The sequence below is a fragment of the Pedobacter nyackensis genome (assembly GCF_032678475.1).
Taxonomy (GTDB): domain Bacteria; phylum Bacteroidota; class Bacteroidia; order Sphingobacteriales; family Sphingobacteriaceae; genus Pedobacter; species Pedobacter nyackensis_A.
This window is the reverse complement of the sequence record NZ_JAVTSF010000003.1, coordinates 1-15,512: the sequence shown is the minus strand read 5'-3', so window position 1 is coordinate 15,512 and position 15,512 is coordinate 1. Positions and strand designations below refer to the sequence as shown.

The following is a 15,512-nucleotide window of genomic DNA, read 5'->3' as shown; positions in this document are numbered from 1 at the left end:
AAGTATGAAACCGTTTTTAAGAGAAGTAGCAGAAGATCTGGTTTTGAAACTGGGAGATGATTTACAGCATGCTGCAATCGTTTTTAACAATAAACGTCCGGTTGCCTACCTTCAGGACCACCTGGCACGAATTATCAATAAACCGTTCTGGAGCCCTTCTTTTTTTACCATACAGGAGTTTTTTGCAGCTTCGTCTGAATTGAAAGTCGCCGATGTATTTACGCAGTTTTTCACCTTGTATCAGCAGTACAATAAACTGGCGTTGCGAAGCGGCGAGAGTAAGATTGAGCCTGCTAAGTTTTATCCCATTGCAAGAATTATTTTGAGTGATTTTTCGCAGATAGATAATGACCTTGTTAATGCCGGTAAGCTGTTCGAGCAAATGGAAGAGTTTGCTGAAATTGATTACCAGTTCGATTACCTGAGTGAAGAACAGCAGGAATTTTTAAAAGGTTTCTGGAGTTCTTATTCGGAAGGGAAGCATAAAAAACAGCAGATCCAATTTATTAAAATGTGGCAACGTATGCCCGAATTGTACCGGGATTATCATGAGGCGTTGAAAGTGCAGGGCTTAACGACCATGGGAAATATTTACCGGCAGCTTGCTGAAGGTAAAGCGACGCTTCCCGGATTTACAGAAACATATGGTAAACTGGTGTTTGTTGGTTTTAACGCTTTGAGCAGGGCTGAAGCTGTAGTGTTTAAGCTTTGGCAGGACCAAGGCAAAACCTTATTCTATTTTGATACAGATACTTACTATATAAATGATCCATTGCAGGAAGCTGGGTTGTTTTTAAGAAAAAACCTGCAGGTTATTGGATTGGTCAATGCACTGGCTGAAAGCAGATCATTGATCCGAGCAAATCCAAAAACTGTAGATGTTTATAAAACACAGGGGCAGGTTGCCCAGGCGAAGATATTGAGTACCGCGCTGAAGGCTGATTACCCGCTGTTAAAAGAAGAGAATAATGCAGGTAAAATTGCGCTTATCCTTGCGGATGAGAGTTTGCTGTTGCCAGTTTTACAAACAATTCCTACACATTATGATGAAGGTGTGGAAAAGCATGCTGTGAATATAAATGTGACGATGGGATATCCACTGGTGGCTTCATCCATTTTTGGTTTGGCCGATTTATGGTTAAATGTACAGGCCCAGTTGATCCAGGGTGACAAAGACACAGTATATCACCGTGAGGTGGATGCTTTTTTATCGCATCCTTTAACGGGTGTTACTGAGCAGATGCGGAGTAAGATTCAACAAAAGTTACTGGCAGAACAATTGGCGGAGGTGCCGCTGACAAGGCTACAAGGACAAAAAGGGTTATTGGCTACATTTTTTACCCGTGTGAAAAGTAGTGTCGAAGCCACGAATACCTTGCAGGCAATATTTAAACATATACTAGAACAACAGCTGGCCCATAAGACATTGCGACAAACGGAGGCAGATTTATTTGTGGCAACAATCAAGGAGTTGAATAGACTTCATGATGCATTGAGTACTTACTTACCTGGCTTAACGAGTTCAAAGGAGTTATCATTTATTTTGTCGCTTATTCAGAAAGCCGTTCAGGGAATTGCAGTGCCTTTAACTGGAGAGCCACTTCAGGGCATACAAGTCATGGGATTATTGGAAAGCAGAAATCTTGATTTTGAGCAGGTGTATATATTAGGTGTTAATGAGGGCTTATTGCCGCAAACCAGTGTGTCGCCTAGTTTTATCCCCGATAGCATCCGCAGGGCCTACGGGTTACCTGTTCTTGAAAACCAGGATGCCATTTCAGCCTATATGTTTTATCGGCTATTGCAGCGTTCAGGTAAAGTGAGCCTGGTGTATAATGCGCAGGCCGATGACACCAATACTGGTGAGCCTACGCGTTTTTTAAGGCAGCTGGAATATGAAAGTGGTTATCAATTCAATTATCTTGAGCATAAACAAAGCATTGCGACGGAGAAAAAAATACCCGTAGTTATTCAGAAAGATGAAAAGGTGATGGAGGTATTGAACAAATACCTGACCGGGGAAATAGGTTTGTCGGCTTCGGCTTTGACTTCTTATGTGAATTGTCCGCTTCAGTTTTTTTACAAGTATGTAGCCAAAATAGAGGAACCGAAAGAGATCTCAGAAAACCTGGAAGCTAATTATATTGGGTCTATGCTGCATTATGTGCTGGAAACTTTTTATGGCGATTTAATGGCTGAAGATCCAATATTCACAAAGGAACGCATATCCGCAAACCGGAAAAGAGTTCCAGAGCTGGCGATCAAAGCTTTTGCACAAGTCATGTTTGAGAACGTAAGCCTACAGGTTAATCATAACGGAATGCAGAAGGTGGTACTCGCTATCGTAGAAGAGTATGCGAACCTGATTTTAGATTATGATGAAAACGAAGCTCCATTCGAAGTTCTGGCACTTGAAAAAAAGGATAAAGTCAGTTTTAACTTTAAGGTTAATGGGGTCGGGAAAAGTATTACGCTGCATGGGATTATAGATCGGATAGACCGGAAAAACGGGACTACACGTATTGTAGATTATAAAACGGGCAGTGATGTTTTAAGATACAGTAATCTGGCAGATGTTTTTGATACCAATGGGAACAAGCAGAATAAGGCTTTAATTCAGACCCTGTTTTACACTTATGTTTTTGAAAAAGCAAATGCTGTTGATTGGGTTGAACCGAATCTATATAGTATCCGTAATATGCGTAAAGAAGGAACATTTTTTATCGAAGGAAGAGAAAAAATAAAATTGAACGGAGAGAAGCTGGAGAGCATAAAATCTGAATTTGTAGGTTTCCTGGAGGCCAAACTTTCAGAACTATTTGATGAGCAACGACCTTTCATGCCTACAGAGAATGAAGCTGGTTTTGCTTATTCCCCATATTTAACTCTGTGCGGAATGTAAAATGCCAAATTATTTTAGCCGATTTGAAGGTTCCAAAGTGTAATTAAAACACTACTTTATAATTGCATTACAATACTTATATTTGTCGCAGTTAATATTTGAATATACAATGAGAGAGATTCAATTTAGAGAAGCTTTGCGTGAAGCCTTAAGCGAAGAAATGCGTAAAAATGAAAACGTTTTCCTTATGGGCGAGGAAGTTGCGCAATACAATGGTGCTTATAAAGTTAGTCAGGGTATGCTTGATGAGTTTGGCGATAAACGTGTGATTGACACACCAATCGCTGAGTTGGGCTTTGCCGGTATAGCAATAGGTGCTGCAATGAACGGATTGACCCCGGTTGTAGAGTTTATGACCTTTAATTTCTCTCTGGTTGCTATAGATCAGATCATTAACGGTGCAGCTAAAATGTTGTCTATGAGCGGTGGACAGTTTCCTGTTCCAATTGTATTTCGTGGCCCAACAGGTAATGCTGGTCAGTTAGGTGCTCAGCACTCTCAGAATTTCGAGAACTGGTATGCAAACTGTCCGGGATTAAAAGTGGTAGTTCCTTCAACCCCATACGAAGCAAAAGGTTTGCTTAAACAAGCAATTTTAGATCCGGATCCGGTTATTTTTATGGAGTCTGAAGTAATGTATGGTGATAAAGGTGAAGTTCCTGAAGAGGAATATTACCTGCCAATCGGTAAAGCGAATGTCGTTAAGGAAGGCACTGATGTGACCATCGTAACTTTCGGTAAAATGCTTACCCGTGTAGTAAACCCGGCAGTTGAAGAGTTGACTAAAGAAGGAATCAATGTTGAAGTAATCGATTTACGTACTGTACGTCCTATTGACTACGCAACAATTATTGAGTCTGTTAAGAAAACCAACCGTTTGGTAGTTGTAGAAGAAGCATGGCCATTGGCTTCAATTTCTTCTGAAATTGCATTTAACGTTCAAAAGAATGCTTTTGATTACTTAGACGCGCCAGTTCAGCGTGTTACTTGTGCAGATGTACCATTACCTTACGCGCCAACACTTATTGCTGCAAGTTTGCCAAACGCAGAGAAAGTTATTAAAGCAGTAAAGGAAGTATTGTACGTGAATAAATAAGCTATTGTCTCTTTTGTGAGCACATTATGATATAGGATCCTGTCGGTAATACCGGCAGGATTTTTTGTTAACAATATATTTATTTGAGATGTCAATTGTTAGGGTTAATTTTGCCTGCAATTGTACGTTGGGAGATCAAACAAAAATAAATGAGCAATCATTCTAAAATCATTGCTGCCGAGCTGGCAGTAACGGAAAAGCAGGTTATCGCTACTATTGAATTACTGGATGAGGGAGCAACTGTTCCTTTTATTTCCAGGTATCGTAAAGAGGCTACGGGAAGTTTGGATGAAGTGCAGGTTGCAAGCATCCGCGATAGGTTTCAGCAATTAAGAGAGCTGGATAAGCGTAGGGATGCTATTTTAAAGGCCCTTGCTGCGTTGGATAAGCTGAGTCCTGAATTGGAGGCGCAGATCAATGCCGCCGAAAATATCGCAACCATAGAGGATATTTATCTACCATATAAGCCAAAACGTAAAACCAGAGCGTCAGAAGCGCGAAAAAAAGGATTGGAACCATTGGCTTTATTAATCCTGGAACAAGGCAAGATATCGCCCGAAACGGAGGCTGGTAAGTTTTTAAATGATGAGTTGGGTGTAGGATCACTAGCCGATGCCTTGGCAGGAGCAAGAGATATCATTGCCGAAATGGTAAATGAGCACGTCGAAGCCCGAACATCGATGAGGAATTACTTCCAACAGAAATCTGCCTTTAAATCCGTTGTTGTTAAGGGAAAGGAAGAAGAGGGGATCAAATATAAAGACTATTTTAACTGGGAAGAGCCGCTGAAAACAGCACCGTCGCATCGGGTACTGGCTATACGCAGGGGAGAAAACGAAGGTATCCTGAAGCTGGAAGCTATGCCTGCGGAAGAAGGAGCAATCGTGATTCTGGAACGTCAGTTTGTTAGAGGTAATAACGATTGCGCACAACAAGTTAAACTGGCAGTACAAGACAGTTATAAAAGGTTACTGGGCCCGGCAATGGAAACAGAAATACGTAACCTGTCTAAAGAAAAAGCTGACGAAGAAGCGATTCGAGTATTTGCAGAAAATGCCCGGCAGTTATTACTTGCGGCTCCAATGGGACAAAAAAATGTACTAGCTATAGATCCTGGTTTCAGAACAGGGTGTAAGGTGGTATGCCTGGATAGGCAGGGTAAATTATTAGAAAATACAACCATTTTCCCCCATACGGGACAAGGGAATGTTAGAAAGGCGGGCGACAAAATCATGGAGCTCTGCACTAAATATGAAATTGAAGCTGTAGCTATCGGTAATGGTACGGCAGGTCGCGAAACGGAAGTATTTGTTCGTGGCCTGAATATCCCTGGTATTGTCGTGGTGATGGTGAGTGAAAATGGCGCGTCAATTTACTCAGCTTCTGAAGTGGCCCGAGAAGAATTTCCTACGCAGGATATTACTGTTCGGGGAGCGGTTTCTATTGGCCGCAGGTTGATGGATCCATTGGCCGAACTGGTAAAAATTGATCCTAAGTCGATAGGCGTAGGACAATATCAGCATGATGTTGATCAGAACAAATTACAGGCTTCGTTGGATGATACGGTAATGAGTTGTGTGAATGCTGTGGGTGTAGAATTAAATACAGCTTCTAAGCAGGTGCTGGCTTATGTATCTGGTTTAGGTCCGCAACTGGCTCAGAACATCGTTAATTATCGTAATGAGAACGGTGCATTTAAGAACCGGGAGAGTTTAAAGAAAGTGCCTCGTTTGGGCGACAAAGCATTTGAGCAGGCGGCAGGGTTCCTTAGAATCAGAGATGCGGAAGCGGCCTTAGATTCAAGTGGAGTGCATCCGGAGCGCTACGCTTTGGTGCATAAAATGGCTCGAGATTTAAATTGTAGCGTAAACCAGCTGGTTAAAGATGCAGCATTACAAAAGCAGATTAAACCTCAGCAATATGTGAGTGAGGATATCGGCTTGCCTACGTTGAATGATATTCTTGCGGAGCTTGCAAAACCGGGTAGAGATCCGCGGGAACAGTTCGAGGTATTCAGCTTTACTGATGGGGTAAATGAAATTGCCGACCTGAAGGTAGGAATGAAATTGCCGGGTATTGTAACGAATATTACGAATTTTGGTGCCTTTGTGGATATAGGCGTGCACCAGGATGGTTTGGTACATACCAGCCAGATGTCGGACAAGTTCGTTTCTAATGCCAATGAGGTGGTAAAAGTACACCAAAAGGTAGAAGTTACAGTTGTCGAGGTGGATGTGGCGAGAAAGCGGATTTCTTTATCTATGAAAAAGGAGTTGGTTGCTAAAGCAAAACACGATCATAGAGGGAATGCTGACAGGTCGAAAAAACAGGCAGGTGCTTTACGATCTGATCAACATGGTAAGCCTTCAAAACCACAGCATAAAGGTGGACAAAAGGAAAAAGCACTTCCTGAAGGTGATTTGCAGTTGAAATTGGAAGCATTGAAAAATATGTTTAAGTAATAGGAGAAAATAACCGTTCTCTTCAGAGCCTGGCATCTTTTGCTGAAGAAGCAAAAGCGCCTTAGGTCTCTTCTGAGAAGGTGATTTTCTTTTAAGCGCGAAAAACAAAAGGCAGGGGTTGGACTCCTGCCTTTTGTTTTATATTCCTCGTTCTTTTTTTAATCCTTGCATTTCTATATTAATCTTCACGGCTTCCGTCGTCGGTCATTCGCATGATTTTAGTGGTGAATTCGGCAAATATTTCGTTAAACTTCGTTTGTTTTTATTTGTATTAATTCTAAATAGACCTATATTTGCGCGCAAATAAACTTGACTCTGATGAAAGATATCCAGATTAACATCGCGCTGTTATTTCTTTTATTAACCTCTCCCTTATACCTGTTTGCTCAAAATACAAAAGGTACCATAAATGGAACAGTTACAGATAGCTTGATGCAGGCTGTGCCCTTTGCGAATGTTCAGGTAAAAGGACTAAAAATAAAGTCGACTTCAGACAAATCTGGAAAATTCGTTTTAACCGGAGTACCTGTAGGGAACCAAATCATAAAGGTATCTATTACCGGATATAAGGTACAGGAAAAGCAAGTATCAGTGAAAGCAGACGATGTATCAGCCATTGATTTCATTTTGACAGAAGCGAATGCAGATTTGCATGAAGTGATTGTTTCTGCGAGTAGAAGAGCTGAGTCTCTGGCTCAAACACCATCATCCGTTACTGTGCTTACCGCAAAAGATATAGCGACACAATCTATTATCAGCCCTAATTTAGCAAATATTCTGTCCTATAGTGTGCCTGGGCTTGGTGCTTCTACCAATCAGACCGGAAATTCGGGGCAAACTTTAAGAGGAAGAAATGTGCTGGTGCTTATTGATGGTATCCCTCAGTCTACGCCATTAAGAGCAGGAGGAAGAGATATCAGAAGTATTGATCCTTCTGTGATTGAACGTGTAGAAGTGATTAAAGGTGCTACTGCTATATATGGTAATGGCGCTGAAGGGGGATTAATTAACTACATTACCAAGAAAGCAAACACTGGAAAGGAGTTTGGTGGATATTCACAAATAGGCTTAACAGGTAATCTTAAAGGAGATAGTACTGTTGGCTATCGCGCAACTCAGCAATTTTACGGGCGCGTTAACAAGTTCGACTACATTGTGAGTGGCATGTTCGAAAAAACGGGCGTGTTTCGTGATGCAGAAGGCCTGGTCATTTCTCCGGAATACGGTTTGGGAGAAACAAAGTCGTATAATGGTTTTGTAAAGTTAGGGTACGACATTACTGCCAAACAAAGGTTGCAGCTTATGTACAATTATTTTAGTTCAAGACAGGATTCAAGGTATATTACTAAAGCTGGTGTTTATGGTTCTACTCCTGCAATAGGTGTGGCTGGAACCAGGTTAGGTGTAGATGAAGGAACACGTTTTAATCACAATGCGAATCTCCAGTATACCAATCAACAGATATTCGGAAACACAGACTTGACAGCAAATGTGTATTATCAGGATTTCTATACTATTTATTCGAACTCCGCTTCCTTTTATGAAGGTGGACAGTCGGCTATTGTTTCTACTAAAAAAGGTGCAAGGGTAAGTCTGAACACGCCATTCAGGATTAGTCACCTTGTTCCAATGCAGGTCAATTACGGATTGGATTTGATGAATGATAAAACTGCACAAAACCTGGTAGATGGTAGAAGTTGGGTGCCAAAAATGAATATGGTAAATTTTGCGCCTTATTTTCAGGCCTCAGCAAATCTATTTACGGACCTGACGCTGAAAGCTGGCGCTAGAATGGAGAACATCAATATTGATGTGGATGACTTCAATACCCTGGCAACAGGAGCAAACGGAGAAGGAAGCATCGCTGTAAAAGGAGGGACTTTAAATTACAATGCACTTGTATTTAACGCTGGAGCAAGGTATTCTAAATTTAAATTTTTTAATCCTTTCATCAGTTACGCACAATCGTTCTCGGTATTTGAATTGGGTAGGGTACTCAGGGCTGCGGAAAGTAATACGCTGGCTCAGTTAGAAACCAAGCCAATTATCGTAAATAACTATGAGGGCGGATTCAGTAGTAACCTGGGTAAATTTAACTTAAGCGCAGCTTATTATTACAGTACCTCAAAACTAGGGGCAAATCTATTAGAAGTTAATGGTAAATATATTTCACAGAGAATTCCTGAAAGGGTTTATGGATACGAAATTCAGGCGGATTATCAACTGTTGGAATCATTGACCATAGGAGGAAATTACGCAAAGGTGGAAGGAAAAGGTGATGTGGACGATGACGGGAAGTTTGATGGCCCTAAGGACGTTTATTTAAACACAACAAGAATACCACCATCAAAAACAACGGCGTATCTAAAATACTCAGGAATTGAAAAATTGCTCATCGATGTAAACTGGATGAGAATTGGCAGTAGAGATAAATTTAAGCCTAATGCCAGTGGTAAGTACTTAATTGGCGAGGGACCTGTGAGCGCTTTCGATTTGTTTAATCTGGCTGCGGGTTATCAGTTTATTCCTTCACTGAGGGTAAATCTCGGTGTTGAAAACGTCTTGAATAAAACTTATTATCCAAGTATTTCTCAATTTTACGGTAGCGGTATCAACTACGTGAGAGGAAACGGACGCAGATTTAACCTCGCTGTTGGTTATTCCTTTTAATGAATGCATAAGAGATTTAAAGATATCATCAGACAAATACACTTGTGGTTGGGCTTAGGTACCGGCCTCATTGTATTTATAGTTAGTATCACTGGTTGTATATATGTTTTTGAAGAAGAGATCAGGGCAGCCACTCAAAAAGAACGATTGTACGTTCCCTTGCAGGACAAGCCCTTTGTAGGAGTTGATAAGCTCATCAGAAACTTTGAAAAGATTGCACCTGGAGAAAAGATCGGTGTAATAAGGGTTAATAATAATCAGCCAAACGCCACTGTAGAAATAGGATCGAAAAAGAAGACTTACTATTTTGACCCCTATAATGGGAGATTGGTTTATAAAGGTTCACACGATTGGTTGGATACTACAAAGGAAATTCACATGACCTTATTGTTAGGGGAGACAGGCAAATTCATTCAACGCTGGTCAATAGTGATCTTTGTAATCATGCTGATTTCGGGACTAGTTCTTTGGTTTCCCGCTCAGCGTCGTTTAATTAAGCAATCTCTCAACATTAAATGGAAAGGATCCTTTAAAAGAGTAAATTATGACCTCCATAATGTGCTTGGCTTCTATGCGTCAGGGATATTACTTGTCATTTCACTAACTGGATTGTTTTTTGCTTTCAAAGAAGTAAAAATGGCCGCAAGCTTTTTTACAGGATCAAAACTTTCAAGCGGTAAAACGATTGATTCGGCTAAGCCGGTTGTGATTGATCCTTTAGCTAAACGTTACAATAAGTTGTACGAAGACATAACGCAGAAATACCCCGGTGCTTTGTCAACAAGTTTTTCCGTAAGAAAAGGAGGAGAGCTTAGACTTCGATTGATTTATCCTTATCGTTGGGCACGTAATCAGAATACGTTTTTCTTTGATGAGGCCAATGGCCAGCTAATCAGGGCAAAACTTTATAAGGATTTTAATGGAGCAGACCTGGTAGAGGCTACAAATTATGACCTTCATACTGGTCGCCTGTTTGGGTTATTCGGCAAGCTTGTAGCTTGTGCCGCCAGTCTCATCTCTGCTAGTCTTCCGGTCACTGGATTAATCATCTGGTTGAAGAAAATGCGTAAACATAAAAGACGAATTCTTTGATTAGCTAAAAACTTTTAAGGCTCCGTCAAATGCGGCCCAAACCATATAAGGATGGGAATCTGTATGGTAAACCTCTCCATTGGCAGCGATGCCGATAACACCGGCGAAACCATCAATGATTGCTAATTCCTGAAATGATTTATCGCAGGCAGCCTTTAAGGTGAAACCGTCCGTTACACGTGTAACAATTTTTGTGGCCAGTCCTGCGCTCACAATATCCTCGCCAACACCAGTGCAGGAAATAGCTGCATGCTGATTGGCAAAGTTACCCGCCACGGTTGCCGAGTCACTAACACGACATGGAATTTCGAATCCTTTACCGCCAGTAGATGTAGCTGCAGCAAGGTTGCCATGTTGATCTAAAGCAACACAACCCACGGTTCCTTTGCGCAAAGATTCTTCTCTTTTTGTTTCGTATTCCCGTTGACGTTGCGGAGTAATGGGATCATAGAATTCAAAACCATTGTTACGGGCAAATGTCAATGCACCTTCTCCACTGAGTACGCGGTCATTGTAAGAAAGTAGTCTTTCCGATACCTGTATGGGGTGCTGCACGTTTTCAATATTGATTACGCCACTAAACTTTTGCGTCATGCCATCCATTAGCGAAGCACTAAGCCTTACTTTGCCATCGCTTTGTATTTGTGAGCCGAGGCCGGCATTAAAAAGATCATTGTCTTCCAGCAGTGCTGTCGCAAAAACAACAGTTTCCAGCGCGGTATGGGTTTTTAGATAAGTATAGGATTGTACTGCAATACTTGCCAGTGCATCCTGTTTGGCTTTTTTAGTCTCCTGGTTGGTTGCCGACTCACTGAAAAAGCCCCCATGAATAATAATCTTCATTATGGTTAATCTATTGAAATTGATCTTGGATGATGAATGGTAAGGTGATGGAGGTTAAGGTCATATACGTCTCCGTCCGACATGGTATGTACGGTCATATTACTTATAGATACTGGTTGTCCCATTTCTACATCCGTCAGGTTGGTGTCCGACATGTTTCTGCCGTCAACAAGAATCACCATACCCGATCCGATCGCTTCCATCATATTGCCATTTGATATATAGAGGCCAGTATCTTCTCCTAATCCTATCCCCAATATGCCAGGGTTGCTCGCAGTTGCATATAAAAGTCTGCCGATGCGCCCTCTCTGAACAAAATGGGTATCTACAATTACACCATCAATAAAGCCCAGTCCGCCTGTAATTTTTACTTCACCTTTTAATAAGGCATCCTTACTGCTACCTTGATAAATCATATTTTTTGAACTTGCAGCTGCTCCGGCAGAGGTTCCTGCAATGACAATAGGCTCGTTCTGATATTTTTCCAGTAAAATCCGGTGAATCTCAGTTCCTCCAAAAATGGAAGATAAACGCAGTTGGTCACCCCCGGTAAAGATGATCACATCTGCAGCCTCTACACGTGCGCAGTTTTCTTTGGCGTTAGCCTGCTCACGACTAGCGATGCTCAGCACACCTACATTATTAACGTCAAGCTGTGCAAAAGCATTGATGTATTCTACGCCTACTTTTTCAGGTATTAAAGATGCCGTAGTGATGATCTCAAAACGAGATGCTGTACCCATTAGTGATTCTGTAGTAATCCTTTTTAAAATACCTCTTTCAAAAAAGTTCATGTTTTGTGGCAATCCAAATGTAGTTTCGGTGAAACTACCTGTATCTATTGCGCCACCTATAATTATTAATTTCCCTTTTGGAGTCATCTCGCCGCTTTAATTTCCTTTTTTTCCAAATATATGGTCATTCGGCTTAACATCAGCATTTTTAAATTAATAAAAACACACTTTAATCTTAACTTTTACTTAACATTCGATGTGTATTTTGACCTAAATAAATAGATATAAACATTCTGATATGGCATAGTATAGATCCAGAAAAATATGTATACTTTAATCTCTCCATTTGACCGTATCAAGATACCCTTAGGTGATTCCCGTAATATGGTCACAATCAACACAAAAAAATAATTTTCAGCATGAATATTTTAGGCATACAGGTGCTCCGCGGACCGAATATATGGTCAATTAACAGGAAAAAATTAATCCAGATGCGTCTGGATCTAGAAGAGATGGAGCAACGGCCAACAAATGTGATCGAAGGATTTGGGGAGCGTATCGCTCAATTGATCCCTAGTTTATACACACATCGTTGTTCAAAAGGTGAGCCCGGAGGCTTCCTGGCACGTATCGCAGAAGGAACCTGGATGGGACATGTCATCGAACATATTGCGCTCGAAATTCAGACCCTCGCTGGTATGGACACTGGTTTCGGTAGGACAAGGCAGACAAAAACCGAGGGTATATATAACGTTGTATTTAGTTATATTGAAGAAAAAGCCGGAGTATATGCCGCGGAAGCGTCAGTAAGAATTGCCGAAGCACTCATCAACAATCAGGAATATGATCTGGAAGCCGATATACAGCGTATGCGCGAATTGAGGGAAATAGAACGTTTCGGGCCAAGCACTGGATCTATTGTCGATGAGGCAATTTCCAGAGATATTCCCTGGATCAGATTAAATAAGAGCTCACTGGTACAGCTTGGTTATGGCAAAAATCAAGTGCGTTTTAGAGCAACCATGACCGAAAGGACAAATAGCATTGCAGTTGATATCGCCTGTAATAAGGACGAGACCAAAAGAATTTTAAAGGATTCTGCAATTCCTGTCGCAAAAGGCGTAACCATTTCTGCTATTGAGGACCTGCCGGATGCCATAAAAAAAGTAGGCTATCCCCTGGTATTTAAACCCCTTGATGGAAATCACGGAAAGGGCGCATCTATTAATGTGCAAACTGAAGAAGCTGCTTATGCGGCTTTTGAATATGCGAAAAGCTATTCCCGTAAAATCATCATTGAAAAGTTTATTACAGGATATGATTTCAGGGTTTTAGTGATCGACCATAAAATGGTTGCTGCGGCACTCCGTGTCCCGGCTCATGTAAAAGGAAACAGTCAGAGTACCATACAGGAATTGATCGACAAAGAAAACGAAGATCCTAGAAGAGGGTATGGACATGAGAATGTTTTAACTGAAATAGGAATTGACAGGGACACGTTAGATCTTTTGGAAAAGAAAGGCTACACATTAGAAACTGTTCCGGCAAACGGCGAGATCGTTTACCTGAAATCTACAGCTAATTTAAGTACAGGAGGTACTTCTATTGATGTAACAGACCTGGTACACCCACAAAATGTATTTATCTGTGAGCGTATTTCGAGGGTAATCGGACTGGATATCTGTGGTATAGATATTATGGCCGAAAACCTTACGCAACCACTTCCTGAAAACGGTGGTGTGGTACTGGAGGTAAATGCAGCACCTGGTTTCAGGATGCATCTTGCGCCAAGCGAAGGCCTGCCAAGAAACGTCGCAGCCCCGGTAATAGACATGCTTTACCCTCCGGGTAAATCGGCAAGGATTCCGATTATTGCAGTAACAGGTACTAACGGAAAAACAACTACAACCAGGCTAATCGCCCACATTGTAAAAAGTAATGGTACCAGGGTTGGTTTTACCACTTCAGATGGTATTTATGTTCAGAATACGATGTTGATGAAAGGTGATACCACAGGCCCTGTGAGCGCTGAATTTATATTGAGAGATCCTACGGTAGAGTTTGCCGTACTGGAAACAGCACGTGGAGGAGTTTTAAGGGCGGGTTTGGGCTTTAACCATTGCGACATTGGTGTGGTCACCAACATACAGGAAGATCATCTGGGCATATCAGATATTCATACACTGGACGATCTGACAAAGGTAAAAGCAGTTATCGTTGGCGCTGTAAAAAGAAGTGGTTGGGCAGTGTTAAATGCCGACAATAAGTATTGTCTTAAAATTGCGGCAAAGGCAGATTGCAATGTGGCTTATTTCAGTATGGACGAAAATAACCCTGCCGTTGCAGAGCATAGTAAAAAAGGTGGTATTGCAGCAGTTTACGAGAATGGTTATATAACTATTAAAAAAGGCGATTGGAAAATAAGGGTCGAAAAGGTAAGTCATATTCCTTTAACCTTTGGTGGTAGCGTTGAGTTTATGATTCAAAATGTGCTTGCTGCTACGTTGGCTACTTTCTTATGGGGCTACAAAATTGAAGATATCCGTATGTCACTCGAAACATTTATCCCTTCAGCAGCACAAACTCCTGGCAGAATGAATACATTCAGGTTTAAGGAATTCAAAATAATGGTCGATTTTGCGCATAATGCAAATGGATTCAATGGAATTAAAACCTATTTGAAATCTATTGAGGCCACAGAGCATGTTGGTGTAATTTGTGCTACTGGCGACAGAAGGAGAGAAGACATTAAAGAAACGGCACGTATTTCTGCACAAATGTTCGATAAGATCATGATCTGCCAGGAAAAGTACCTTCGTGGAAGTAATCAGCAAGACCTGATCGATATTTTAATAGAAGGGATTACCGAAGTCAAGCCAGATATGGAGATCATCATCAATAACAATGGGGATGACTGTCTGAAATACTTAATTGCTACCGCGAAATGGGGATCGTTTATCACCATTTTGAGCGGTACAATAGATAGCGCAGTAGAAAAGGTTTCAGAATATCTGGATAAGGAGTTGGGTGTATAGATAAAAAAGTGGCATCCACTCGTGTTTAAGGTGGGGATAGGTTGTACAAATCCCTACCAAACCCGTATTTTTTATAACTTGTACCTGGTTTTTGCATTAACAGTAGTTAAATTTAGGTATAGCCCTGCAGTAGTTTTACTGCAGGTTTTTTTTGTGCTAAAAATTGCCGAATCTCTATTGGTATATATATACTATATACAGGAGTTTATACCTGATACAAATTGGCAATATCTGGTTTTTTACATCTTATTCACGCCTCTTCCAGCTCACAGCGATAAACAATTCCTTTTTTGTGAAGGACACGTGGGGAAGATGTTGTTAATTAATTGTTTGTTAATGAGTGTGTTGTTATTTGTTTTGGTGGAGCTTGGTCTGGTATGCGTTGGCAGATCATTCGGACCTCAGTGGTACCTTCCAGGTACTTCGTATGTGTTTACACCTATGAGGTACCTATGATGTACCTAGAAGGTACCTGGAATCTACCTGTTTGTTCCAAACCGTACCCAGGCAGGATCGATCGGGCCGCTGACCAGGGCTGGCTGCGCTTGTCGCCCCATGCTTCCGTTGTCATTGGAGCTGCAAGATACGATGTTTTTTAAGCAGCCTAAAGTTTTTCTATCTGACAAATAGTGAGTTAAGGACAATTAACAAATAATACAGTGTTATAGTTTGTCGGCG

At 41.2% G+C, this 15,512-nt stretch carries 9 protein-coding genes; 7 read left to right on the top strand and 2 right to left on the bottom strand.

The window, feature by feature from the left end; all coding sequences use genetic code 11:
• Window positions 1–4: 4 nt before the first annotated feature.
• From R2Q84_RS11025 to R2Q84_RS11005, 5 genes are all read left to right on the top strand, one after another.
• Complete coding sequence (locus tag R2Q84_RS11025; protein WP_316816598.1) at window positions 5–2,902, top strand: PD-(D/E)XK nuclease family protein; 2,898 nt, start codon at window positions 5–7, stop codon at window positions 2,900–2,902.
• 109 nt (window positions 2,903–3,011) lie between these two features.
• Entirely contained in the window at window positions 3,012–3,998 is a 987-nt protein-coding gene (locus tag R2Q84_RS11020) for a pyruvate dehydrogenase complex E1 component subunit beta (RefSeq protein ID WP_316816597.1), read from the top strand.
• A gap of 149 nt (window positions 3,999–4,147) precedes the next feature.
• Complete coding sequence (locus R2Q84_RS11015; RefSeq protein WP_316816596.1) at window positions 4,148–6,460, top strand: Tex family protein; 2,313 nt, start codon at window positions 4,148–4,150, stop codon at window positions 6,458–6,460.
• 318 nt (window positions 6,461–6,778) lie between these two features.
• Window positions 6,779–9,130 (top strand): TonB-dependent receptor, encoded by a 2,352-nt coding sequence (locus R2Q84_RS11010; protein WP_316816595.1) that lies wholly within the window; start codon window positions 6,779–6,781, stop codon window positions 9,128–9,130.
• Between the two features lie 3 nt (window positions 9,131–9,133).
• Window positions 9,134–10,222, top strand: coding sequence for a PepSY-associated TM helix domain-containing protein (locus tag R2Q84_RS11005; RefSeq protein ID WP_316816594.1), 1,089 nt, complete (start codon window positions 9,134–9,136; stop codon window positions 10,220–10,222).
• Here R2Q84_RS11005 and R2Q84_RS11000 read toward each other — a convergent pair whose 3' ends face one another.
• Together R2Q84_RS11000 and R2Q84_RS10995 are read right to left on the bottom strand one after the other, a co-directional pair.
• Window positions 10,223–11,065: an isoaspartyl peptidase/L-asparaginase gene (locus tag R2Q84_RS11000; protein WP_316816593.1), complete on the bottom strand. Its 843-nt coding sequence runs from the start codon at window positions 11,063–11,065 to the stop codon at window positions 10,223–10,225.
• Window positions 11,066–11,070: 5 nt separating this feature from the next.
• Complete coding sequence (locus R2Q84_RS10995; RefSeq protein ID WP_316816592.1) at window positions 11,071–11,946, bottom strand: cyanophycinase; 876 nt, start codon at window positions 11,944–11,946, stop codon at window positions 11,071–11,073.
• 272 nt (window positions 11,947–12,218) lie between these two features.
• On the opposite strand from R2Q84_RS10995, the gene cphA reads away from it, so the two are divergent.
• Both cphA and R2Q84_RS10985 read left to right on the top strand, forming a co-directional pair.
• Window positions 12,219–14,834 (top strand): cyanophycin synthetase, encoded by a 2,616-nt coding sequence (gene cphA, locus R2Q84_RS10990; protein ID WP_316816591.1) that lies wholly within the window; start codon window positions 12,219–12,221, stop codon window positions 14,832–14,834.
• Between the two features lie 452 nt (window positions 14,835–15,286).
• Window positions 15,287–15,433 (top strand): hypothetical protein, encoded by a 147-nt coding sequence (locus tag R2Q84_RS10985; RefSeq protein ID WP_316816590.1) that lies wholly within the window; start codon window positions 15,287–15,289, stop codon window positions 15,431–15,433.
• Window positions 15,434–15,512: the final 79 nt, after the last annotated feature.

Excerpts from the sequence above, each read along its gene's own strand:
- cphA (WP_316816591.1), top strand. The coding sequence starts at position 12,219 with ATGAATATTTTAGGCATACAGGTGCTCCGCGGACCGAATATATGGTCA.
- R2Q84_RS10985 (WP_316816590.1), top strand. The coding sequence starts at position 15,287 with ATGATGTACCTAGAAGGTACCTGGAATCTACCTGTTTGTTCCAAACCG.
- R2Q84_RS11005 (WP_316816594.1), top strand. The coding sequence starts at position 9,134 with ATGCATAAGAGATTTAAAGATATCATCAGACAAATACACTTGTGGTTG.
- R2Q84_RS11020 (WP_316816597.1), top strand. The coding sequence starts at position 3,012 with ATGAGAGAGATTCAATTTAGAGAAGCTTTGCGTGAAGCCTTAAGCGAA.
- R2Q84_RS11025 (WP_316816598.1), top strand. The coding sequence starts at position 5 with ATGAAACCGTTTTTAAGAGAAGTAGCAGAAGATCTGGTTTTGAAACTG.
- R2Q84_RS10995 (WP_316816592.1), bottom strand. The coding sequence starts at position 11,946 with ATGACTCCAAAAGGGAAATTAATAATTATAGGTGGCGCAATAGATACA.
- R2Q84_RS11015 (WP_316816596.1), top strand. The coding sequence starts at position 4,148 with ATGAGCAATCATTCTAAAATCATTGCTGCCGAGCTGGCAGTAACGGAA.
- R2Q84_RS11000 (WP_316816593.1), bottom strand. The coding sequence starts at position 11,065 with ATGAAGATTATTATTCATGGGGGCTTTTTCAGTGAGTCGGCAACCAAC.
- R2Q84_RS11010 (WP_316816595.1), top strand. The coding sequence starts at position 6,779 with ATGAAAGATATCCAGATTAACATCGCGCTGTTATTTCTTTTATTAACC.